Below are 16,556 nucleotides of genomic sequence, written 5' to 3' on the forward strand. Positions count from 1 at the left end.
TGCTAGAAGGGCAGTTTCATTCCCGGCGGGATCGGCAGACCTGCGGTCAGCGCCTTGGTCTTTTCCTGCATGATCTGCTCGACCTTGGTCTTGGCGTCGTTGTGAGCGGCCAGCACCAGGTCTTCCAGGATCTCGACATCGTCTTCCTTGAACAGAGACGGATCGATCTTCAGCGACTTCATCTCGAATTTTCCGGTCAGCGTCACATTGACCAGGCCGCCGCCGGCCTGGCCGGACGCTTCCAGCGTGGCGATCTCGTCCTGCATGGCCTGGAACTTGGCCTGCATTTCCTTCGCCTTGCCCATCAGGCCGAGAAGATCTTTCATGGTCGGGTCCTTTGCGGATTCGTGGCTGGATTAGGGTTCATCGTCGTCAGCCGGCGGCTCGACCGGCACTTCAGCCTCTGTCGTTTCGGCTTCCGGCGCGTCTGGAATGCGCACGTCGATGATCTTGGCGCCGGGAAAGCGCGCCAGGATAGCGGCCACGGTCGGGTCGCTCTTGGCATCGAGAAAAGCCGTCTCGCGCTTGGCCGATTCCATTTCGGCGAGCGTCTGGCCGCCCTCTTCCTTCGACAGCGAGACCAGCCAGCTGCGGCCGGTCCAGGCGCGCAATTTCGTCGTCAGGTCGTTGAGCAGCATCTTGGGCGCATCGCCGGTCAGGCCGACGTCGATGCGGCCGGGCTCGATGCGCACAAACCGGATGCAGCTCTTGACCAGCACCTTGAAGGCGATGTCACGCTGCGCATCGGCGAGCGCAATGATGTCGGCCAGCGATTTCAGCGGCGCCGATTCCATGGCCGGCTCCGGAGGAGCGACGTAGGCAACGGCAGCAGGCGAGGCTTCGACCAGCCGCATGGTCTGCGCACCGCCAGGACCGGCGGGCATGCGCGTCTGCGCCACCGCGCCGGCGCCACCGCCGTTGCCGGAACTTGCAGGCGCGCCATTCGGGCGCGGCGCGCCGCTTTGGACCGACGCTCCGCCCTCGAGCGATCTCAACGCCTCGTCCAGCGTCGGCAGGTCGGCGGCATGCGCCAGCCGGATCAGCACCATTTCGGCGGCACTGACCGGCCGGTTGGAGGACTGCACTTCGGGAATGCCCTTGAGCAGCATCTGCCATGTCCGCGACAGCACCCTGACCGACAGCGTCCTTGCGAAATCGGCGCCGCGCTGCCGCTCGTCCTCGGACAGCGAGGCATCCTCGATGGCCGTCGGCACGAAACGCAGCCGGGTGACGAGGTGGTTGAACTCGGCAAGATCGGTCAGCACGGCTGCCGGATCGGCGCCGGTGTCGTATTGCGCGCGGAATTCGCCGAGCGCTGCCGCCACATCGCCCTTCATCACATGTTCGAACAGGTCGACGATGCGGGCGCGGTCGGCAAGTCCCAACATCGCCCGCACAGCCGCGGCACCGACAGTGCCGGCGCCATGGGCAATCGCCTGGTCGAGGATGGAGAGCGAATCACGGGCCGAGCCTTCGGCGGCGCGCGCGATCATCGCCAGCGCGTCGTCGTCGACCGCAATGCCTTCCTGGGCCGAAATCGAGCCGAGATGCGCGACCAGCGCGCCGGCGTCGATGCGCCTCAGGTCGAAGCGCTGGCAGCGCGACAGGACAGTGATCGGGACCTTGCGGATTTCGGTGGTGGCGAAGATGAATTTGACGTGCGGCGGCGGCTCTTCCAGCGTCTTCAGCAGGCCGTTGAAGGCCTGCGTCGACAGCATGTGCACTTCGTCGATGATATAGACCTTGTAACGGGCCGACACCGGCGCATAGCGCACGCGCTCGATGATATCCCTGATGTCGTCGATGCCGGTATGCGAGGCGGCGTCCATCTCGATGACGTCGACATGGCGGCCCTCCATGATCGCCTGGCAATGCTCGCCGAGCACCGCGAGGTCGACCGAAGGCTGGTCGATATCAGCGGTTTTATAATTCAGGGCCCGCGCGAGGATGCGCGCCGTCGTGGTCTTGCCGACGCCGCGCACCCCGGTCAGCATCCAGGCCTGGGCGATGCGGCCGGTGGCAAAGGCATTGGTGAGGGTGCGCACCATCGGCTCCTGGCCGACCAGCTCGGAGAAGTTCGAAGGACGGTACTTGCGCGCCAGCACGCGATAGGCGGCGGCCTTGCCTATCTCCAGGCTTTTTGGTCCCGAATTTCCGGCTTCGCTCATACGCCCGTAAAGCTCCAAATGGCCGCGCCCGAAGGCGGCCGATTCCTGCGCGTAGTCTCGCCCGCGCTGCAATGCGTCGTCAATGTCGCGAGAGGGGCCGATGAGGTGGGAGGCTGGAACAATGACCCGTTCCGGGCTCGTTAGGGCTGCTTCCTTCCGGACCTGACCCGGTTGGCGAGTGGATCGTCCACCACCAACCTCCCGCTTTCCATATCGGCAATTGCGCGACGAAATGCAAGTCCGCCGAAGAAATCGCAAAAATATGGAATTGGCGCACCAATGGGTGAGGGGCGCAATGATTCGCTTGCAGCCCCCTTGCCGCCGCTCTAGCCTTCATGTGTTGAGCAAACCAAGAAAAGCAAGGGAAACGCCGATGCTGCCGGGCCTGGAGGCCGGATTTACGCTGGACGCACGGCTGGAGGCGGACAGCGAACAGTTGATGTGGCTTGGGCTGTGCGAATTGCGGGTGATGAACGACCGCCGCTGGCCATGGCTGCTGCTGGTGCCGCAGCGGCCCGGCGCGGAGGAAATCCATGACATGACGCCGCTCGACCAGACGATGCTGACCTTCGAGACCAATATGGTGGCGCAGGCGCTGAAGAAGGCGACCGGCTGCACCAAGATCAACACCGGCGCGCTCGGCAACATCGTGCGCCAGTTGCACATCCATGTCATCGCGCGTTCGGAAGGCGATCCCGGCTGGCCAGGCCCTGTGTGGGGACATGGTCTGCGAGAGCCCTATCAACGTTCCGACTTGCGACGGTTTGCCGAAACGATCAAGGCGGCGCTATAAGCGTTCCCAGTGTCCATCCCTCAACATATTCCAGAGTCCCCATGAGCTTCCGCCTGTTTGACGCGCCTTTGCGCGAGCCGAGCCAGTTCGTCGGCTTCGCCGGCAACACGATCGACCGGCAGTCCGAGAACCGCGCCGACGATTCGGTCGACAAGGCGCTGGCCGACCCGGCGACGCGGCTGCTTCTGATGCATGGCGGCCGGCTCTATCTGAAGCTCGGCGCTGGCGGCGGCCTCGACCCCTGGTTCGGCGCGACCGAGAGCGAGCCCTTCAAGGTTTTCCTGGCGCAAGGCATCCTGCTCGGCTTTTCCGAACGAGGACCGGTGCTGGCCGTGCCCGCCGGCGTCGAACCCGAACAGCTTCCGGAAACAGTCAAGGCCATCGACTACCGCTCGGTCTACATGCAAGGGCTGATCGACGAGGCGGCGGCTGGCGCGATGGCGCAAGGGGCGGCCCTGCTTGCCTGGCATGCCAGCCATCGCTTCTGCAGCAAATGCGGCACCGAATCGCAGATGCGGGCCGGCGGCTACAAGCGCCATTGCCCGAATTGCGGCACCGAGCATTTTCCGCGCACCGACCCGGTGGCGATCATGCTGACGGCGACGCGGGAAAAATGCCTGCTCGGGCGCGGCCGGCATTTCGCGCCGGGCATGTACTCCGCCCTTGCCGGCTTCATCGAGCCGGGCGAGACGATCGAGGCGGCGGTGCGCCGCGAGACGCTGGAGGAAGCCGGCATCCGGCTTGGCCGCGTCGTCTACCACGCCAGCCAGCCCTGGCCGTTTCCCTATTCACTGATGATCGGCTGCTTCGGCGAACCGCTCAACGACGATATCCAGGCCGACCTCAACGAGCTTGAGGACTGCCGCTGGTTTTTTCGCGACGAGGTGCGCCTGATGCTGGAAAGGACGCACAAGGACAATCTGGTCACGCCGCCGAAAGGCGCCATTGCGCATCACCTCATCCGCGCCTGGGTCGATTCAGAATGATGGCAGCGAACACCGAAAGACATTGCAGGAGCAGAACATGATCCGTCACACCGTCGTTTTCACGCTGAAGCATCCGCCGCATTCGCTGGAGGAAAAGCGGTTCCTGGTCGACGCCAAGAAAATCCTAACCGCGATCAGAGGCGTCACGCATTTCGAGCAATTGCGGCAGATCAGCCCCAAGAATGACTATCATTTCGGCTTCTCGATGGAGTTCGCCGACCAGGCCGCCTACAACAGGTACAACGACCATCCCGACCATGTCGCCTTCGTGCGCGACCGCTGGGTGCCGGAGGTCGAGACCTTCATGGAGATCGACTATGTGCCGCTGGGCGCGGTGATCTAGTCCGCAACCTTCCACTGCTCACGCGACTCACTGGCCGGATAGACGCCGAGAATCCGCACTTCGCGTGAGAAGAAGCGGAGCTCGTCCAGCGCCAGCTTGACCAGCGGATCGTCGGGATGGCCCTCGATGTCGGCGTAGAACAGCGTCGCCGTAAACGCCCCCAACTGGTAGCTCTCCAGCTTGGTCATGTTGATGCCGTTGGTAGCGAAGCCGCCCATCGCCTTGTAGAGCGCGGCCGGCACGTTGCGGACGCGGAAGATGAAGGTCGTCATCATCTTGACGTCAGGTGACGGGCGCTCGGCCCATTGCTTGTTCTTGGTCAGGACGACAAAGCGGGTGACGTTGCTGTCGGTGTCCTCGACATTTTGCTCGATGATATCGAGCCCATAGAGGGTCGCGGCCAGCGCCGGCGACAGCGCCGCCATGGTGCGGTCCTTGACCTCGGAGACCATCTTGGCGGCACCAGCCGTGTCGCCGGCGACGATCGCCTTCCAGCCGTTCTTGCGGATGTACTTGCGGCACTGGCCAAGCGCGTGGATGTGGCTGTGCACCGTCTTGATCTCGTCGCGCCTGACGCCCGGCAGCACCATCAGCTGGAAATGGATCGGCAGGAAATATTCGCCGATGATGTGCAGCTTCGATTCCGGCAGGAGATGATGGATATCGGCGACGCGCCCGGCAATGGTGTTCTCGATCGGGATCATGGCGAGGTCGGCCTTCCCCGTCTCGACCGCGTTGAACGCATCCTCGAAGGTCGGGCACGGCAAGGGCTCCATCGATGGATAGACGTTGCGGGAGGCGGTGTCGGAATTGGCGCCCGGCTCGCCCTGGAAGGATATTCTGTTGGTCTTTTCAGGCATGCCGATATCTCAGGTTGAAAGGATCTGTCTGGCGCGTTCGAGGTCTTCCGGCGTGTCGACGCCGAGCGGCAGCGACTGGACGATCTCGGCGTCGATGCGCATGCCGGCTTCCAGCGCCCGCAACTGTTCCAGCCGCTCGCGCCGTTCGAGCGGCGACGGCTTCAGCGCGACGAAGCGCTCGAGTGCCTCGCGGCGGTAAGCGTAGAGGCCGACATGATGGTAAAGCGGCCCCTCGCCCCAAGGCGCCGTGGCACGGGTGAAATAGAGCGCCCTCAGCCTGCTGCCGAAAAGCGGCGAACCGACGATCTTGACGACATTGGGATTGGTCTTTTCCTCGTCGCGGACGATCTCGACGCCGAGCGTGGCGATGTCCACCGCCCTGTCCTCGAACGGCCTGAGCGACGCGGCGATGATCTGCGGATCGATGGTCGGCAGGTCGCCTTGCACATTGACGATGGTTTCGACCTTGCGCCCGGGGTCGAGCGCGATCAGCGCTTCGTGGATGCGGTCGGAGCCGGATTCGTGATCCGTGCGCGTCATCACGGCCTCGAAACCATGCGCGCGCACCGCTTGCGCCACGCTTTGCGTGTCGGTCGCCACCACCACCCGGCCGAGGCCGGCTTCGGCGGCACGGCGGGCGACATGGACGATCATCGGGGCGCCTGCGATGTCGGCCAGCGGCTTGCCCGGCAGGCGGGTCGAAGCCATGCGGGCCGGGATCAGGATCAGCGTGGACATTTCGGGTGCAAGGCGTCTCGAAAGAGGACAGGGAAAGTGGCAAAAGGTCTCACTGGAAGCGCCCTTATAGGTGTTGCAACGCCGCAGCAAAAGACCTAGTTTCCGCCCGATTTGACCGCCCTGGCAGGACGGGTCACGATACCGACGGACGGAGTGGACGGTTCTGTCCGCCGGAAAAGGGAGCAAGGGGCGTATGGATTCCAACGAAGTCAACAAACTGCTCGCCGGATTGCTCGGAACCGTTTTCGTGGTCTTTTCGGTCGGCATTGTGTCCGATGCGCTGTTTGCCTCGCCGGCGCCGGAAAAGCCCGGCTTCGCCATCGAGGCCGCGGAGCCCGCCGAAGGCGGCCCGGCCGCTCCTGCCGCAGCCGAAAAGCCGATCGCAGATCTTCTGGCCAATGCAAATGCCGAACAGGGCGCTGCCATCTTCAAGAAGTGCCAAGCCTGCCATTCCGGCGAAAAGGGCGGTCCTAACAAGGTCGGCCCCGATCTGTGGGATATCGTCGACCGTCCGGTCGCCTCTCACGAGGGCTTCGCCTATTCGGCGGGCATGAAGGAATATTCCAAGGGCGGCACAGAGAAGTGGACCTACGATAACCTCAACCACTTCATCACGTCGCCCAAGAAGGACGTTAAAGGCACGGCGATGGGCTTTGCCGGCCTGCCGAAGGAAGAAGACCGCGCCAACGTCATCGCCTATCTGCGCACGCTGTCCGACAATCCCAAGCCGCTGCCGGCACCGGGTGCCGCCGCCGATGCAGGCGCGCCCGCCAAGCCTGCCGATGCAGCCGCTCCGGCAAAGCCGGCTGATGGTGCCGCGCCCGCGAAACCGGCCGCTCCTGCCGCCCCGGCTCCGGCCGCACCCGCACCGGCGCCTGCCCAATAGTCAGATATCATCTCGACGACCTTGAAAAAGCCGGGTTCAGCCCGGCTTTTTTGTTGGGAAAACCGCATAGGCGGCGACAAAGCCGCGCATGGCGGTTTTCACGGGCGCCAAATCATCTAGATTGCCGATGAACGGGCATTGCGAAGAGGATAGTGCATGACGGTTGGCCGAACGCTTCTCAAGTCGTTGCTGGCGGCAGCCCTTCTGGCGGCGGGATTGCAGGCTGCCCTCGCCGATGAATGGCGCACCACGTCATCGCTGATCGGCGAGTCCAAATACGGCGCCAATTTCCAGCACTACGACTACGTCAACCCCGACGCGCCCAAGGGCGGCACGCTGAACCGGGTGGTGATCGGCACCTACGACAACTTCAATCCTTATATCGTGCAGGGATCGCCGGCGGCCGGCCTCGTGGGATTCGGCGGCGGCCTACTCTACGACACGCTGATGGAGCAGGCGACCGACGAAGGCAGCACCAGCCACCCACTGATCGCCGATGCCTACAAGTATCCGGCCGACTATTCCTCCGCGACCTACCGCCTCGACCCGCGCGCCAAATGGCACGACGGCCAGCCGATCACTGTCGACGACGTGATCTGGTCGTTCCAGGTGCTGAAGGCCAACAGCCCGTTGTATAACCGCTATTTTGAGAACGTCACCGACGCGGTCGCGGTCTCTGATCGCGAGGTCGAGTTCCACTTTAATCAGAAAGGCAACAGGGAACTGCCGAAGATTCTCGGCGATCTCGTCGTTCTGCCAAAGCATTGGTGGGAGGGCAACGACGCCAGCGGCAAGAAGCGCGACATCACCAAGACGACTCTGGAGCCGCCGCTGGGGTCAGCGGCCTACAAGATCGCGAGTTTCAAGCCGGGTTCCGAAATCGTCTGGCAGCGTGTGCCGGACTATTGGGGCGCCAAACTGCCAGTGAAGATCGGCCGCGAGAATTTCGACAGGCAGCGTTTCAGCTATTTCCTTGACGACAACGCCGGTTGGCAGGCCTTCACCAAAGGGGGGTTCGAAGACTTCCGCGCCGAGACACGCGCCCAGCGTTGGGCGGTCGAATACACCTTTCCGGCGATCAAATCCGGAGATGTCATCAAAAAGGAGTTCCCCACAACCTCACCGGAACCCATGCAGTCCTATTTGATAAATACGCGCCGCCCGCTGTTCCAGGATGTACGCGTACGCCAGGCACTCACCTACGCGTATGATTTCGAGAGCATGAACCGAACCATTTTCTTCGGCGCCTATACGCGCACAGACAGCTATTTCGAAGGCGGCGATCTGGCCTCGACCGGCCTGCCACAGGGCAAGGAGTTGGAGATACTCCAGCCGTTTCGAGACAAGTTGCCACCTGAACTGTTCAAGCAGGAATTCAAGCTGCCGGTCTACGACACGCCACAATCGGGTCGCGAGAATTTGCGCAAGGCCTACGAGCTTTTCAAGCAAGCCGGCTGGGTCAATCAGGCCGGAAAGCTGGTGAATGCGAAGACCGGCGAAGTGTTCAAGATCGAGTTCCTCGGCAACGATCCCGTTGACGAGCGGGTCGCCTCGCCTTTCATCGACAATTTGCGGCGGCTGGGCATCGATGCAACGCTGCGCATTGTCGATGACAGCCAATACACCAACCGTACTCGCGCTTTCGACTTCGATATGCTGGCGCTCGCAGGTTTTCAGCAATCCAACTCACCCGGCAACGAACAGCGCGACTTTTTCAGTTCCACAGCTGCGGACAGGGCCGGATCACGAAATTTGGCCGGCATCAAGAATCCTGTCGTCGACGCACTGATCGACCGCGTCATCTTTGCAACGGACCGAGACGACCTGATGGCTGCGACCCATGCCCTTGACCGAGTGTTGCTTTGGAACTTCTACATGGTGCCGCAATGGCACCTGGGGAAAGTTCGGGCCGCATACTGGAACAAGTTCGCAATGCCTGAAAAACAGCCAACCTATCTCGGCGTCGATTTGGACTCTTGGTGGATCGACCCGGACAAGGAGAAGGCGCTGGCGGCCAAATACAAGGGTGGCAATTGATGGCGGCCCTTGCCCGCCGCGACTTTCTCGCCCTGGGCAGTGCCGCGGCAGCCGCCGCCTTGCTGCCCGGCAAGGCCTTCGCCGACACTGCGACCGGCACCAAGCTGCACGGCCTGTCGGCCTTCGGCGACCTCAAATACAAGCTCGGTTTCGCGCATTTCGACTACGTCAATCCGGACGCCCCAAAGGGTGGCCAGATGAATTTCGCGCCGCCGAACTCGACCCTCAATCAGAGCTTCCTGACCTTCAACACATTGAACTCACTGGTGTTGAAGGGGGAGGCGCCGCCGCGTACCGAACTTTGTTTCGATTCCCTGATGACAAGCGCGCTCGATGAGCCGGATGCGGCCTACGGCCTGCTTGCCGAAACCGTTACCCTGTCGCCGGACCGCAACGGTTTCCGCTTCGCGCTGCGACCGCAAGCGCGTTTCCACGACGGTTCGCCGCTGACCGCGCAGGACGTTGTCTTTTCGCTGAAGCTTTATCAAGACAAAGGCCATCCTAACCTTTCCCAAGCGTTGCGGTACATGACCGACGCGGTTGCGGTCGATCCCGCTACCGTCGATCTCACCCTCAACGGCAAGCAGTCGGCGCAAAACATCCTTGCGATCGTGGGAATGCCTATCGTCTCCAAGGCCTTTTATACGGCCAATGATTTCGATGCTTCGACCATGACACCGCCGCTTGGCTCGGGTCCCTACAAGATTGGACGCGTGGCGGCCGGACAGACTGTCGAATATGACCGCGTGGCCGACTATTGGGGCCGCGATCTGCCAGTGAACCGCGGCCTCTACAATTTCGACCGCATCCGCATCGACTTCTATCTTGACCGGCAAGCGGCATTCGAGGCCTTCAAGAAAGGCGACACGCATTTTCGCGAGGAATTCACCTCACGGGTATGGGCTACCGGCTACGACTTTCCGGCGCTGAAGGACGGCAAGGTCGTCAAACGGGAATTTCCCGGCGAGAAGACGCCGGACATGCAGGCTGTCGCGCTGAACCAGCGTCGTCCGCAATTCCGCGATGAGCGGGTGCGGCGGGCGATCGCCAGGTGCTTCGATTTCGAATGGATGAAGCGGGCGCTGTTTTACGGCTCCTACGAGCGCTCTCAATCGAATTTCGAACGGTCGGACTACAAGGCCGAAGGCCTGCCCTCGCCTGAGGAATTGGCCCTGCTGGAGCCGTTCCGGGCCGAGTTGCCGCCAGAGGTTTTCGGTGAAGCGGTAACACAGCCCCTGTCCGACGGTTCGGGCCATGACCGCAAGCTGCTGGGCGAGGCTTCGAGATTGCTTGCGCAAGCCGGCTGGAAGCGCGATGGCAGTTTCGTCGTCAACGACAAGGGTGAGCGGCTGCGGGTCGAAATGCTGGCGGAGGACGACGGCATCGTTCGCATCTACACCCCTTGGTCCGAGAATATGAAGGCGATCGGGATCGACGCATCGATCCGGCAAATCGATTCGGCGCAGTATGAGCAGCGGCACAGCAATTACGACTTCGATCTCGCCTTGCTGCATTGGTCAATCGGGGCGACGCCGACCGACGACAGCCTGCAGATGCTCTATGATTCCCGGATGGCGAAAATCCCGGGGCAGCGCAACTATCCGGGCACCGAAAGCAAGGCCATCGACGCCCTGATCGCGGCAGCCGGCAAGGCGAAAGACCGTATAGAACTCGTCACGGCGCTCAGAGCGCTCGACCGGGTCTTGCGCGCGCGGCTCGACTGGATTCCAACATACTATCTGGCGAATCACCGCGTCGCCTATTGGGACATGTTCGGCTTTGTCGAACAGAAGCCCGATTTCGGCTTTCCGGTCGAGACGCTGTGGTGGTTCGATAAGGGCAAGGCGGCAAGAATTGGCAAAGGCTGAGATGTTCGCTCAACGAGGGCAGAAGGCCTGATGGGCGCCTATATCCTGCGCCGCATCCTTTTGATGATCCCGACGCTGTTCGGCATCATGGCGATATCCTTCGCCGTCATCCAGTTCGCCCCCGGCGGTCCGGTCGAACAGGTCATCGCCCGGCTGACCAATCAGGGCGGCAGCGACCGCCTCGGCGGCGGTGGTGGCGACGCGGGCGCTGGCGGCAATTTCGATGCCGCCGGCGACGTCAGTTCCAAATATCGCGGTGCGCAGGGACTCGATCCGGAATTCATCAAGAAGCTGGAGAAGCAGTTCGGCTTCGACAAGCCGCCGCTCGAGCGCTTCGGCATGATGCTTTGGAATTACGCCCGCTTTGATTTCGGCGACAGCTATTTCCGCGACATTTCGGTGCTCGACCTGATCCTGGAGAAAATGCCGGTGTCGATCTCGATCGGGCTGTGGATCACGCTGTTGTCCTACCTGATCTCGATCCCGCTCGGCATCCGCAAGGCGGTCAAGGACGGCACTCCCTTCGACGTCTGGACCAGCGGCGTCGTCATTGTCGGCTATGCCATTCCGGGCTTCCTGTTCGGCATCATGCTGATGGTGCTGTTTGCCGGCGGGTCTTTCTGGGACTGGTTTCCGTTGCGCGGCCTCACCTCGGACAATTGGGATCAATTGTCCTGGTGGGGAAAGATCGTCGACTATTTCTGGCACATGACCTTGCCGCTGACCGCACTGGTGCTATCGGCCTTCGCCACCACGACGCTGCTGACCAAGAACTCGTTCCTCGAAGAAATCCGCAAGCAGTATGTGGTGACGGCGAGGGCCAAGGGTCTGTCGGAACGGCAGGTGCTCTACGGCCACGTCTTCCGCAACGCCATGCTGATCGTCATCGCCGGCTTTCCCGGCGCCTTCATCTCGGCCTTCTTCACCGGCTCGCTGCTGATCGAGAACATCTTTTCCCTCGATGGCCTCGGCCTGCTCGGCTTCCGGTCGGTGGTCGAGCGCGACTATCCCGTGGTGTTCGCCAACCTCTACATCTTCTCGCTGCTGGGGCTGTTCGTCGGTCTCTTGTCCGACCTGCTCTACACCTGGGTCGATCCGCGCATCGATTTCGAGCGGAGAGACGTCTGATGTCGGAGGCTACAGTCCCCGTGGACGCGGCACCCGCGCGGATAAAGCGGCCGTTTCTGTCGCCGCTCAACAAGCGGCGCCTGCAGAACTTCAGAGCCAACCGGCGCGGCTACTGGTCGCTGTGGATCTTCCTCGTCCTGTTCGTGCTGTCGCTGTTTTCCGAGTTCATCGCCAACGACAAGCCGATCATCGCCTCCTACAAGGGCGAGATCCTGTTTCCGGTGCTGGTCGCCTACCCCGAGGAAAAATTCGGCGGTTTCTATGCCGTCACCGATTATCGCGACCCGGTCATCCAGGACGAGATCAACGCCAATGGCTGGATGATCTGGCCACCGGTGCGCTACTCCTATCAGACCGTCAACAACGCCATTCCGGAAGCAGCGCCGGCCAAGCCGTCGTGGCAGTATGACGCCACGAAGCGCTGCAACCAGTATCCGCAGGGTGCCGCCGACCCGGCCTGCATGGTCGGCAACTGGAATTGGCTCGGCACCGACGACCAGGCGCGCGACGTGCTGGCGCGCGTCATCTACGGTTTCCGCATTTCGGTGCTGTTCGGCCTGATCCTGACCGCCGGCTCGGCCTTGATCGGCGTCGCGGCCGGCGCCGTGCAAGGCTATTTCGGCGGCTGGACGGATCTCTTGTTCCAGCGTTTCATCGAAATCTGGTCCGCCATCCCGGTGCTCTATCTCCTGCTCATCGTCGCCGCCATCCTGCCGCCGGGCTTCTTCATCCTGCTCGGCCTGATGCTGCTGTTCTCCTGGGTGGCGCTGGTCGGCGTGGTGCGGGCCGAGTTCCTGCGCGCCCGCAATTTCGAATATGTCAACGCGGCCCGGGCACTCGGCGTGCCCAACCGCACCATCATGTTCCGGCACCTGCTGCCCAACGCCATGGTGGCGACATTGACCTTCATGCCCTTCCTGCTCTCAGGCTCGATCTCGACGCTGACCTCACTCGACTACCTCGGCTTTGGCCTGCCGCCCGGCTCCGCCTCGCTCGGCGAACTGCTCAAGCAGGCGCAGCGGAACCTCAATGCGCCGTGGCTCGGCATCTCCGGCTTCGTCGTCATCTCGCTGATGCTGTCGCTGCTGGTCTTCGTCGGCGAGGCGACGCGCGATGCCTTCGATCCGCGCAAGACCTTCAGATGAGCGAAGCCCCCTTGCTCAGCGTACAGGACCTCAGCGTCGCCTTCAGCCAGGGCGGTAGCCAGTCGACGGCCGTCGACCACATCTCGTTCGACATCGCCAAGGGCGAGACGGTGGCGCTGGTCGGCGAATCCGGCTCCGGCAAATCGGTCTCGGCGCTTTCGGTGCTGAAGCTGCTGCCCTATCCAAGCGCCAGCCACCCCTCGGGAAAGATCCTGTTCCAGGGCGCCGACCTGCTGGCGATGAGCGAGAAGCAGTTGCGGCAGGTGCGCGGCAACAAGATCACCATGATCTTTCAGGAGCCGATGACCTCGCTCAATCCGCTGCACACGATCGAGCAGCAGATCGTCGAGATCCTGAAGCTGCATCAGGGCATGGCCGACCGCCCGGCCAAGGAACGCACACTGGCCTTGCTCAACGAGGTCGGCATCCGCGATCCGCACAAGCGCCTCGATGCCTATCCACACCAGTTGTCCGGCGGCCAGCGTCAGCGCGTGATGATCGCCATGGCGCTGGCCAACGAGCCCGAACTTCTGATCGCCGACGAGCCGACGACGGCACTCGACGTCACCGTGCAGGCGCAGATCCTCGAACTGCTGGCCGGCTTGAAGAGCCGCAAGGGCATGTCGATGCTGTTCATCACCCATGATCTCGGCATCGTGCGCAAGATTGCCGACCGCGTCTGCGTGATGACCAAGGGCAAGATCGTCGAGACCGGGCCGACCAAGGAGATCTTCGCCAATCCGCAGCATGCCTATACGCGGCATCTGCTGGCGGCCGAGCCGAAGGGCAAGCCGCCGGCCGCCAATGCCGCCGCCAAGCCTGTCATGACCGGCAAGGACATAAAGGTCTGGTTCCCGATCAAGCAGGGCTTCTTCCGCCGCACCGTCGACAATGTGAAGGCGGTCGACGGCATCGATGTCACCGTGCGCGCCGGCCAGACGCTTGGCGTGGTTGGCGAATCCGGCTCCGGCAAGACGACGCTCGGCCTGGCGCTGGCAAGAATGATTTCGTCGACCGGAACGATCCAGTTCAACGGTCGCGACATCAACCAGCTGACTTTCAACGCCATGCGGCCGCTCAGGCGCGAATTGCAGATCGTCTTCCAGGATCCGTTCGGCTCGCTCAGCCCGCGCATGTCGATCGCAGAGATCATCGAAGAAGGCCTCAAGATCCACGAGCCGAAGCTGTCGCCCGACGAGCGCGACGACAAGGTGGCCGCCGTGCTGAAGGAGGTCGGGCTAGACCCTGCGACACGCAACCGCTATCCGCACGAGTTTTCCGGCGGCCAGCGCCAGCGCGTCGCCATCGCACGCGCCATGGTGCTCAACCCGCGCTTCGTCATGCTGGACGAGCCGACATCGGCACTTGACATGAGCGTGCAGGCGCAGGTCGTCGATCTGCTGCGCAGCCTGCAGGCCAAGCACGATCTCGCCTATCTCTTCATCAGCCATGATTTGAAAGTCATCCGGGCGCTGGCCAACGACGTCATCGTCATGCGCAATGGCCGGATCGTCGAAGCCGGTCCTTCCCAGCAGATTTTTGAAAATCCGCAAACCGACTATACTCGGGCGCTGATCTCGGCCGCCTTCAAAATCGAGACGGCACCGGTCGGCATCGTCAGCGAGTGATTTGCGTAGAGAGGGACTAAAAGACCGCAATGGAAAAAGGCCGTATCCTGCTTGCCGTCACCGGCTTTCATCCGCAGCGCTGGCGCGAGCTCCTGTCGGCCGAGCGCGAGGTGGTGCTGGAGCCCGACGGCGCCAGCGACCCGTCGATCACCTATGCCGTGGTGTGGAAGCAGAAGCCGAACCTGTTGTCGTCGCTGCCCAATCTGCGCGCCATCTTCTCGATCGGCGCCGGCGTCGATCATATCTTCGCCGATCCCGGCCTGCCCGATGTGCCGATCGTCAAGGTCGTCGCCGACAACCTCACCCAGTACATGACCGAATATGTCGTCTGGCGGGTTCTCGACCATCACCGCCAGGGCCTGCTCTACCGGTCGCAGCAGCCGAAGAAGATCTGGCACGAGCCGCAGCAGAGGCCTGCCGGTGACATTTCGGTCGGCATCATGGGCCTCGGCAGTCTCGGCCGCGCCGCGGCCTCGGTGCTTTTGTCGCTCGGCTTTGCCGTCAATGGCTGGTCGCGCACCGACAAGGCCATGGAAGGCGTCGCGACCTATTCCGGCGAGGCTGGACTGATCCCCTTCCTCAAGGCGACCGACATCCTGGTGGTGCTTTTGCCACTGACGCCGGAGACCAAGGGCATTATCAACTACGGCGTGCTGAAGGAGCTGCGGAAACGCAACGGCCTCGGCGGCTCTGTGCTGATCAATGCCGGGCGCGGCCGCCTGCAGAAGGATGCCGACATTTTGCGGGCACTGGATGACGGCACGCTGAAGGAGGCAAGCCTCGACGTGTTCGAGGTCGAACCGCTGCCGAAGACCAGTCCGCTGTGGGGGCATCCAAAAGTGTTCGTGACGCCGCACGCGGCAGCGACCTCCGACCCGGTGCATCTGGCGCCGATCATGCTGCGCCAGATGGACGCCTTCGAACGCGGTGAAAAGCTCGACAATCTGGTGGACCGCAAGGCGGGATACTAGCCAGGACAGCCTCATCGGGCCAGGTCCCACTCCCGGAAGCATTTCTTGATTGCCCGCAGTGACGACAACTGGACCTTTGGCAGATCGAGTTGTTCGAACATTGCCCGGTACCGGTTGCGATTTTTCGGTGTGGCCACGGTGATATGGTGGATCATATCCCATTTGATGCTGTCGTGCCCGCCCTCCAAGGCACCGCGCCGTTCAATCTCAAACAGCGTTCGCCTGATATAGCGCAGCAGGCTTGTCGGCGTCGATATATCCAACAAGATCAATCCCGTCGCTCGCAGAAAGCGTTGGGGCATGCAAACCGAATAATTTCCATCCATCACCCAACGCTCGCCGGCGATAGCGGCGTCATGCAAGGCAATGAATTCGTCCCTTGGGCGCGCTTCCCAATCCGTGTTCGGGAGATGGAAGAGTTGATCTAGATGGATAGTCGCCAGATCACGTTTGCGGGCAATCGCGTTGGCGAGGGTCGACTTGCCACTGTTGGACGGCCCCAAGATACATATCCGGTCTCCGAGCTCCGAGAGATGCATCCGATCGTGCCCTGGTTTGTTGCCTGCGATTCTCAACCCGTGGCGGCCTCGGATCTTTAGCCAGGCAGGGCGAGTTTCTTCTGCTTGTCCGGCTGGCCGCATTCGCGGCGATCGATCGACCGGTTCATGGCATCGATCTCGCCGCTCGCCTTGTCGGTATCGCGTTTGGCCTTGGAGCGCATGTCAGGCGTGAACGGGCCGAAGCCCATCGCCGGGTTGGAGAAGGTCGGCTTGGCCCTCGTCGGAAGGTTGTATTGCTGCGCCAAGCCGTTGCGCTGCGCCAGCAACTGGTCGCAGGGCACGTTGTCATATTGCAGGGAGGACTGGACGTTCGCATCCTGCTGTTCCGACATCGAAGTGCCGCCGACGCAGCCGGCGGTCAGCAGGCAAGAGGCCAAGATCATCATGTTCCAGCGCATCGACTATGCTCCTCCTGATATCCCACCCTGATGCGAGCAGATCGCAA

The 16,556-nt window shown here is 62.4% G+C and carries 16 protein-coding genes and 1 other RNA gene; 10 read left to right on the plus strand and 7 right to left on the minus strand.

Annotation, left to right across the window (positions count from 1 at the left end):
* Nucleotides 1-2: 2 nt before the first annotated feature.
* From NKJ37_RS07335 to ffs, 3 genes are all read right to left on the minus strand, one after another.
* Entirely contained in the window at nt 3-326 is a 324-nt protein-coding gene (locus NKJ37_RS07335) for a YbaB/EbfC family nucleoid-associated protein (protein ID WP_013527931.1), read from the minus strand.
* A gap of 30 nt (nt 327-356) precedes the next feature.
* Nucleotides 357-2,168, minus strand: coding sequence for a DNA polymerase III subunit gamma/tau (locus tag NKJ37_RS07340; RefSeq protein ID WP_128305646.1), 1,812 nt, complete (start codon nt 2,166-2,168; stop codon nt 357-359).
* Nucleotides 2,169-2,273: 105 nt separating this feature from the next.
* An RNA gene (gene ffs, locus NKJ37_RS07345) (signal recognition particle sRNA small type) lies at nt 2,274-2,370 on the minus strand.
* Between the two features lie 171 nt (nt 2,371-2,541).
* On the opposite strand from ffs, the gene NKJ37_RS07350 reads away from it, so the two are divergent.
* From NKJ37_RS07350 to NKJ37_RS07360, 3 genes are read left to right on the plus strand one after another with little or no spacing between them, the layout of a single operon-like run.
* Nucleotides 2,542-2,961, plus strand: a complete 420-nt coding sequence (locus NKJ37_RS07350; protein WP_127293986.1) for an HIT domain-containing protein — start codon at nt 2,542-2,544, stop codon at nt 2,959-2,961.
* A 41-nt stretch (nt 2,962-3,002) separates the two neighbouring features.
* Nucleotides 3,003-3,947, plus strand: coding sequence for an NAD(+) diphosphatase (gene nudC, locus NKJ37_RS07355; protein WP_352610765.1), 945 nt, complete (start codon nt 3,003-3,005; stop codon nt 3,945-3,947).
* Between the two features lie 37 nt (nt 3,948-3,984).
* Nucleotides 3,985-4,290 carry a Dabb family protein gene (locus tag NKJ37_RS07360; protein ID WP_352610766.1) on the plus strand — a complete coding sequence of 102 codons (306 nt, stop codon included), beginning with the start codon at nt 3,985-3,987 and terminating at the stop codon, nt 4,288-4,290.
* Here NKJ37_RS07360 and NKJ37_RS07365 read toward each other — a convergent pair.
* On the minus strand, nt 4,287-5,150 hold the full coding sequence (locus tag NKJ37_RS07365) for a prephenate dehydratase (protein ID WP_127293982.1): 864 nt from the start codon (nt 5,148-5,150) through the stop codon (nt 4,287-4,289). The two genes, NKJ37_RS07360 and NKJ37_RS07365, sit on opposite strands and share 4 nt — an antisense overlap.
* Before the next feature lie 9 nt (nt 5,151-5,159).
* Nucleotides 5,160-5,888, minus strand: a complete 729-nt coding sequence (locus NKJ37_RS07370) for a 3-deoxy-manno-octulosonate cytidylyltransferase (RefSeq protein WP_352610767.1) — start codon at nt 5,886-5,888, stop codon at nt 5,160-5,162.
* Between the two features lie 193 nt (nt 5,889-6,081).
* Here NKJ37_RS07370 and NKJ37_RS07375 point away from each other — a divergent pair, with 193 nt between their 5' ends.
* The 7 genes from NKJ37_RS07375 (at nt 6,082) to NKJ37_RS07405 (ending at nt 15,551) form a co-directional block, all read left to right on the plus strand.
* Nucleotides 6,082-6,774 carry a c-type cytochrome gene (locus NKJ37_RS07375; protein ID WP_352439668.1) on the plus strand — a complete coding sequence of 231 codons (693 nt, stop codon included), beginning with the start codon at nt 6,082-6,084 and terminating at the stop codon, nt 6,772-6,774.
* 156 nt (nt 6,775-6,930) lie between these two features.
* On the plus strand, nt 6,931-8,811 hold the full coding sequence (locus NKJ37_RS07380) for an extracellular solute-binding protein (RefSeq protein ID WP_023811444.1): 1,881 nt from the start codon (nt 6,931-6,933) through the stop codon (nt 8,809-8,811).
* Entirely contained in the window at nt 8,811-10,679 is a 1,869-nt protein-coding gene (locus NKJ37_RS07385; RefSeq protein WP_023811445.1) for an extracellular solute-binding protein, read from the plus strand. The genes NKJ37_RS07380 and NKJ37_RS07385 overlap by 1 nt, the downstream gene beginning before the upstream one ends.
* Before the next feature lie 30 nt (nt 10,680-10,709).
* Nucleotides 10,710-11,807 carry a microcin C ABC transporter permease YejB gene (locus NKJ37_RS07390; protein WP_013527941.1) on the plus strand — a complete coding sequence of 366 codons (1,098 nt, stop codon included), beginning with the start codon at nt 10,710-10,712 and terminating at the stop codon, nt 11,805-11,807.
* Nucleotides 11,807-12,952 carry an ABC transporter permease gene (locus NKJ37_RS07395; protein WP_023811446.1) on the plus strand — a complete coding sequence of 382 codons (1,146 nt, stop codon included), beginning with the start codon at nt 11,807-11,809 and terminating at the stop codon, nt 12,950-12,952. Before NKJ37_RS07390 ends, NKJ37_RS07395 begins: the two co-directional genes overlap by 1 nt.
* Nucleotides 12,949-14,580, plus strand: a complete 1,632-nt coding sequence (locus NKJ37_RS07400) for an ABC transporter ATP-binding protein (RefSeq protein WP_023811447.1) — start codon at nt 12,949-12,951, stop codon at nt 14,578-14,580. The genes NKJ37_RS07395 and NKJ37_RS07400 overlap by 4 nt, the downstream gene beginning before the upstream one ends.
* Nucleotides 14,581-14,609: 29 nt before the next feature.
* Nucleotides 14,610-15,551: a 2-hydroxyacid dehydrogenase gene (locus tag NKJ37_RS07405; RefSeq protein WP_127321001.1), complete on the plus strand. Its 942-nt coding sequence runs from the start codon at nt 14,610-14,612 to the stop codon at nt 15,549-15,551.
* Between the two features lie 11 nt (nt 15,552-15,562).
* Here the strand turns inward: NKJ37_RS07405 and NKJ37_RS07410 are convergent, their stop codons facing one another.
* Nucleotides 15,563-16,090 (minus strand): P-loop NTPase family protein, encoded by a 528-nt coding sequence (locus NKJ37_RS07410; protein ID WP_352610773.1) that lies wholly within the window; start codon nt 16,088-16,090, stop codon nt 15,563-15,565.
* Between the two features lie 56 nt (nt 16,091-16,146).
* Nucleotides 16,147-16,509: a hypothetical protein gene (locus tag NKJ37_RS07415; protein ID WP_352556147.1), complete on the minus strand. Its 363-nt coding sequence runs from the start codon at nt 16,507-16,509 to the stop codon at nt 16,147-16,149.
* Nucleotides 16,510-16,556: the final 47 nt, after the last annotated feature.

Origin of the sequence: Mesorhizobium sp. M0140 (assembly GCF_040322475.1) — a bacterium.
Taxonomy (GTDB): domain Bacteria; phylum Pseudomonadota; class Alphaproteobacteria; order Rhizobiales; family Rhizobiaceae; genus Mesorhizobium.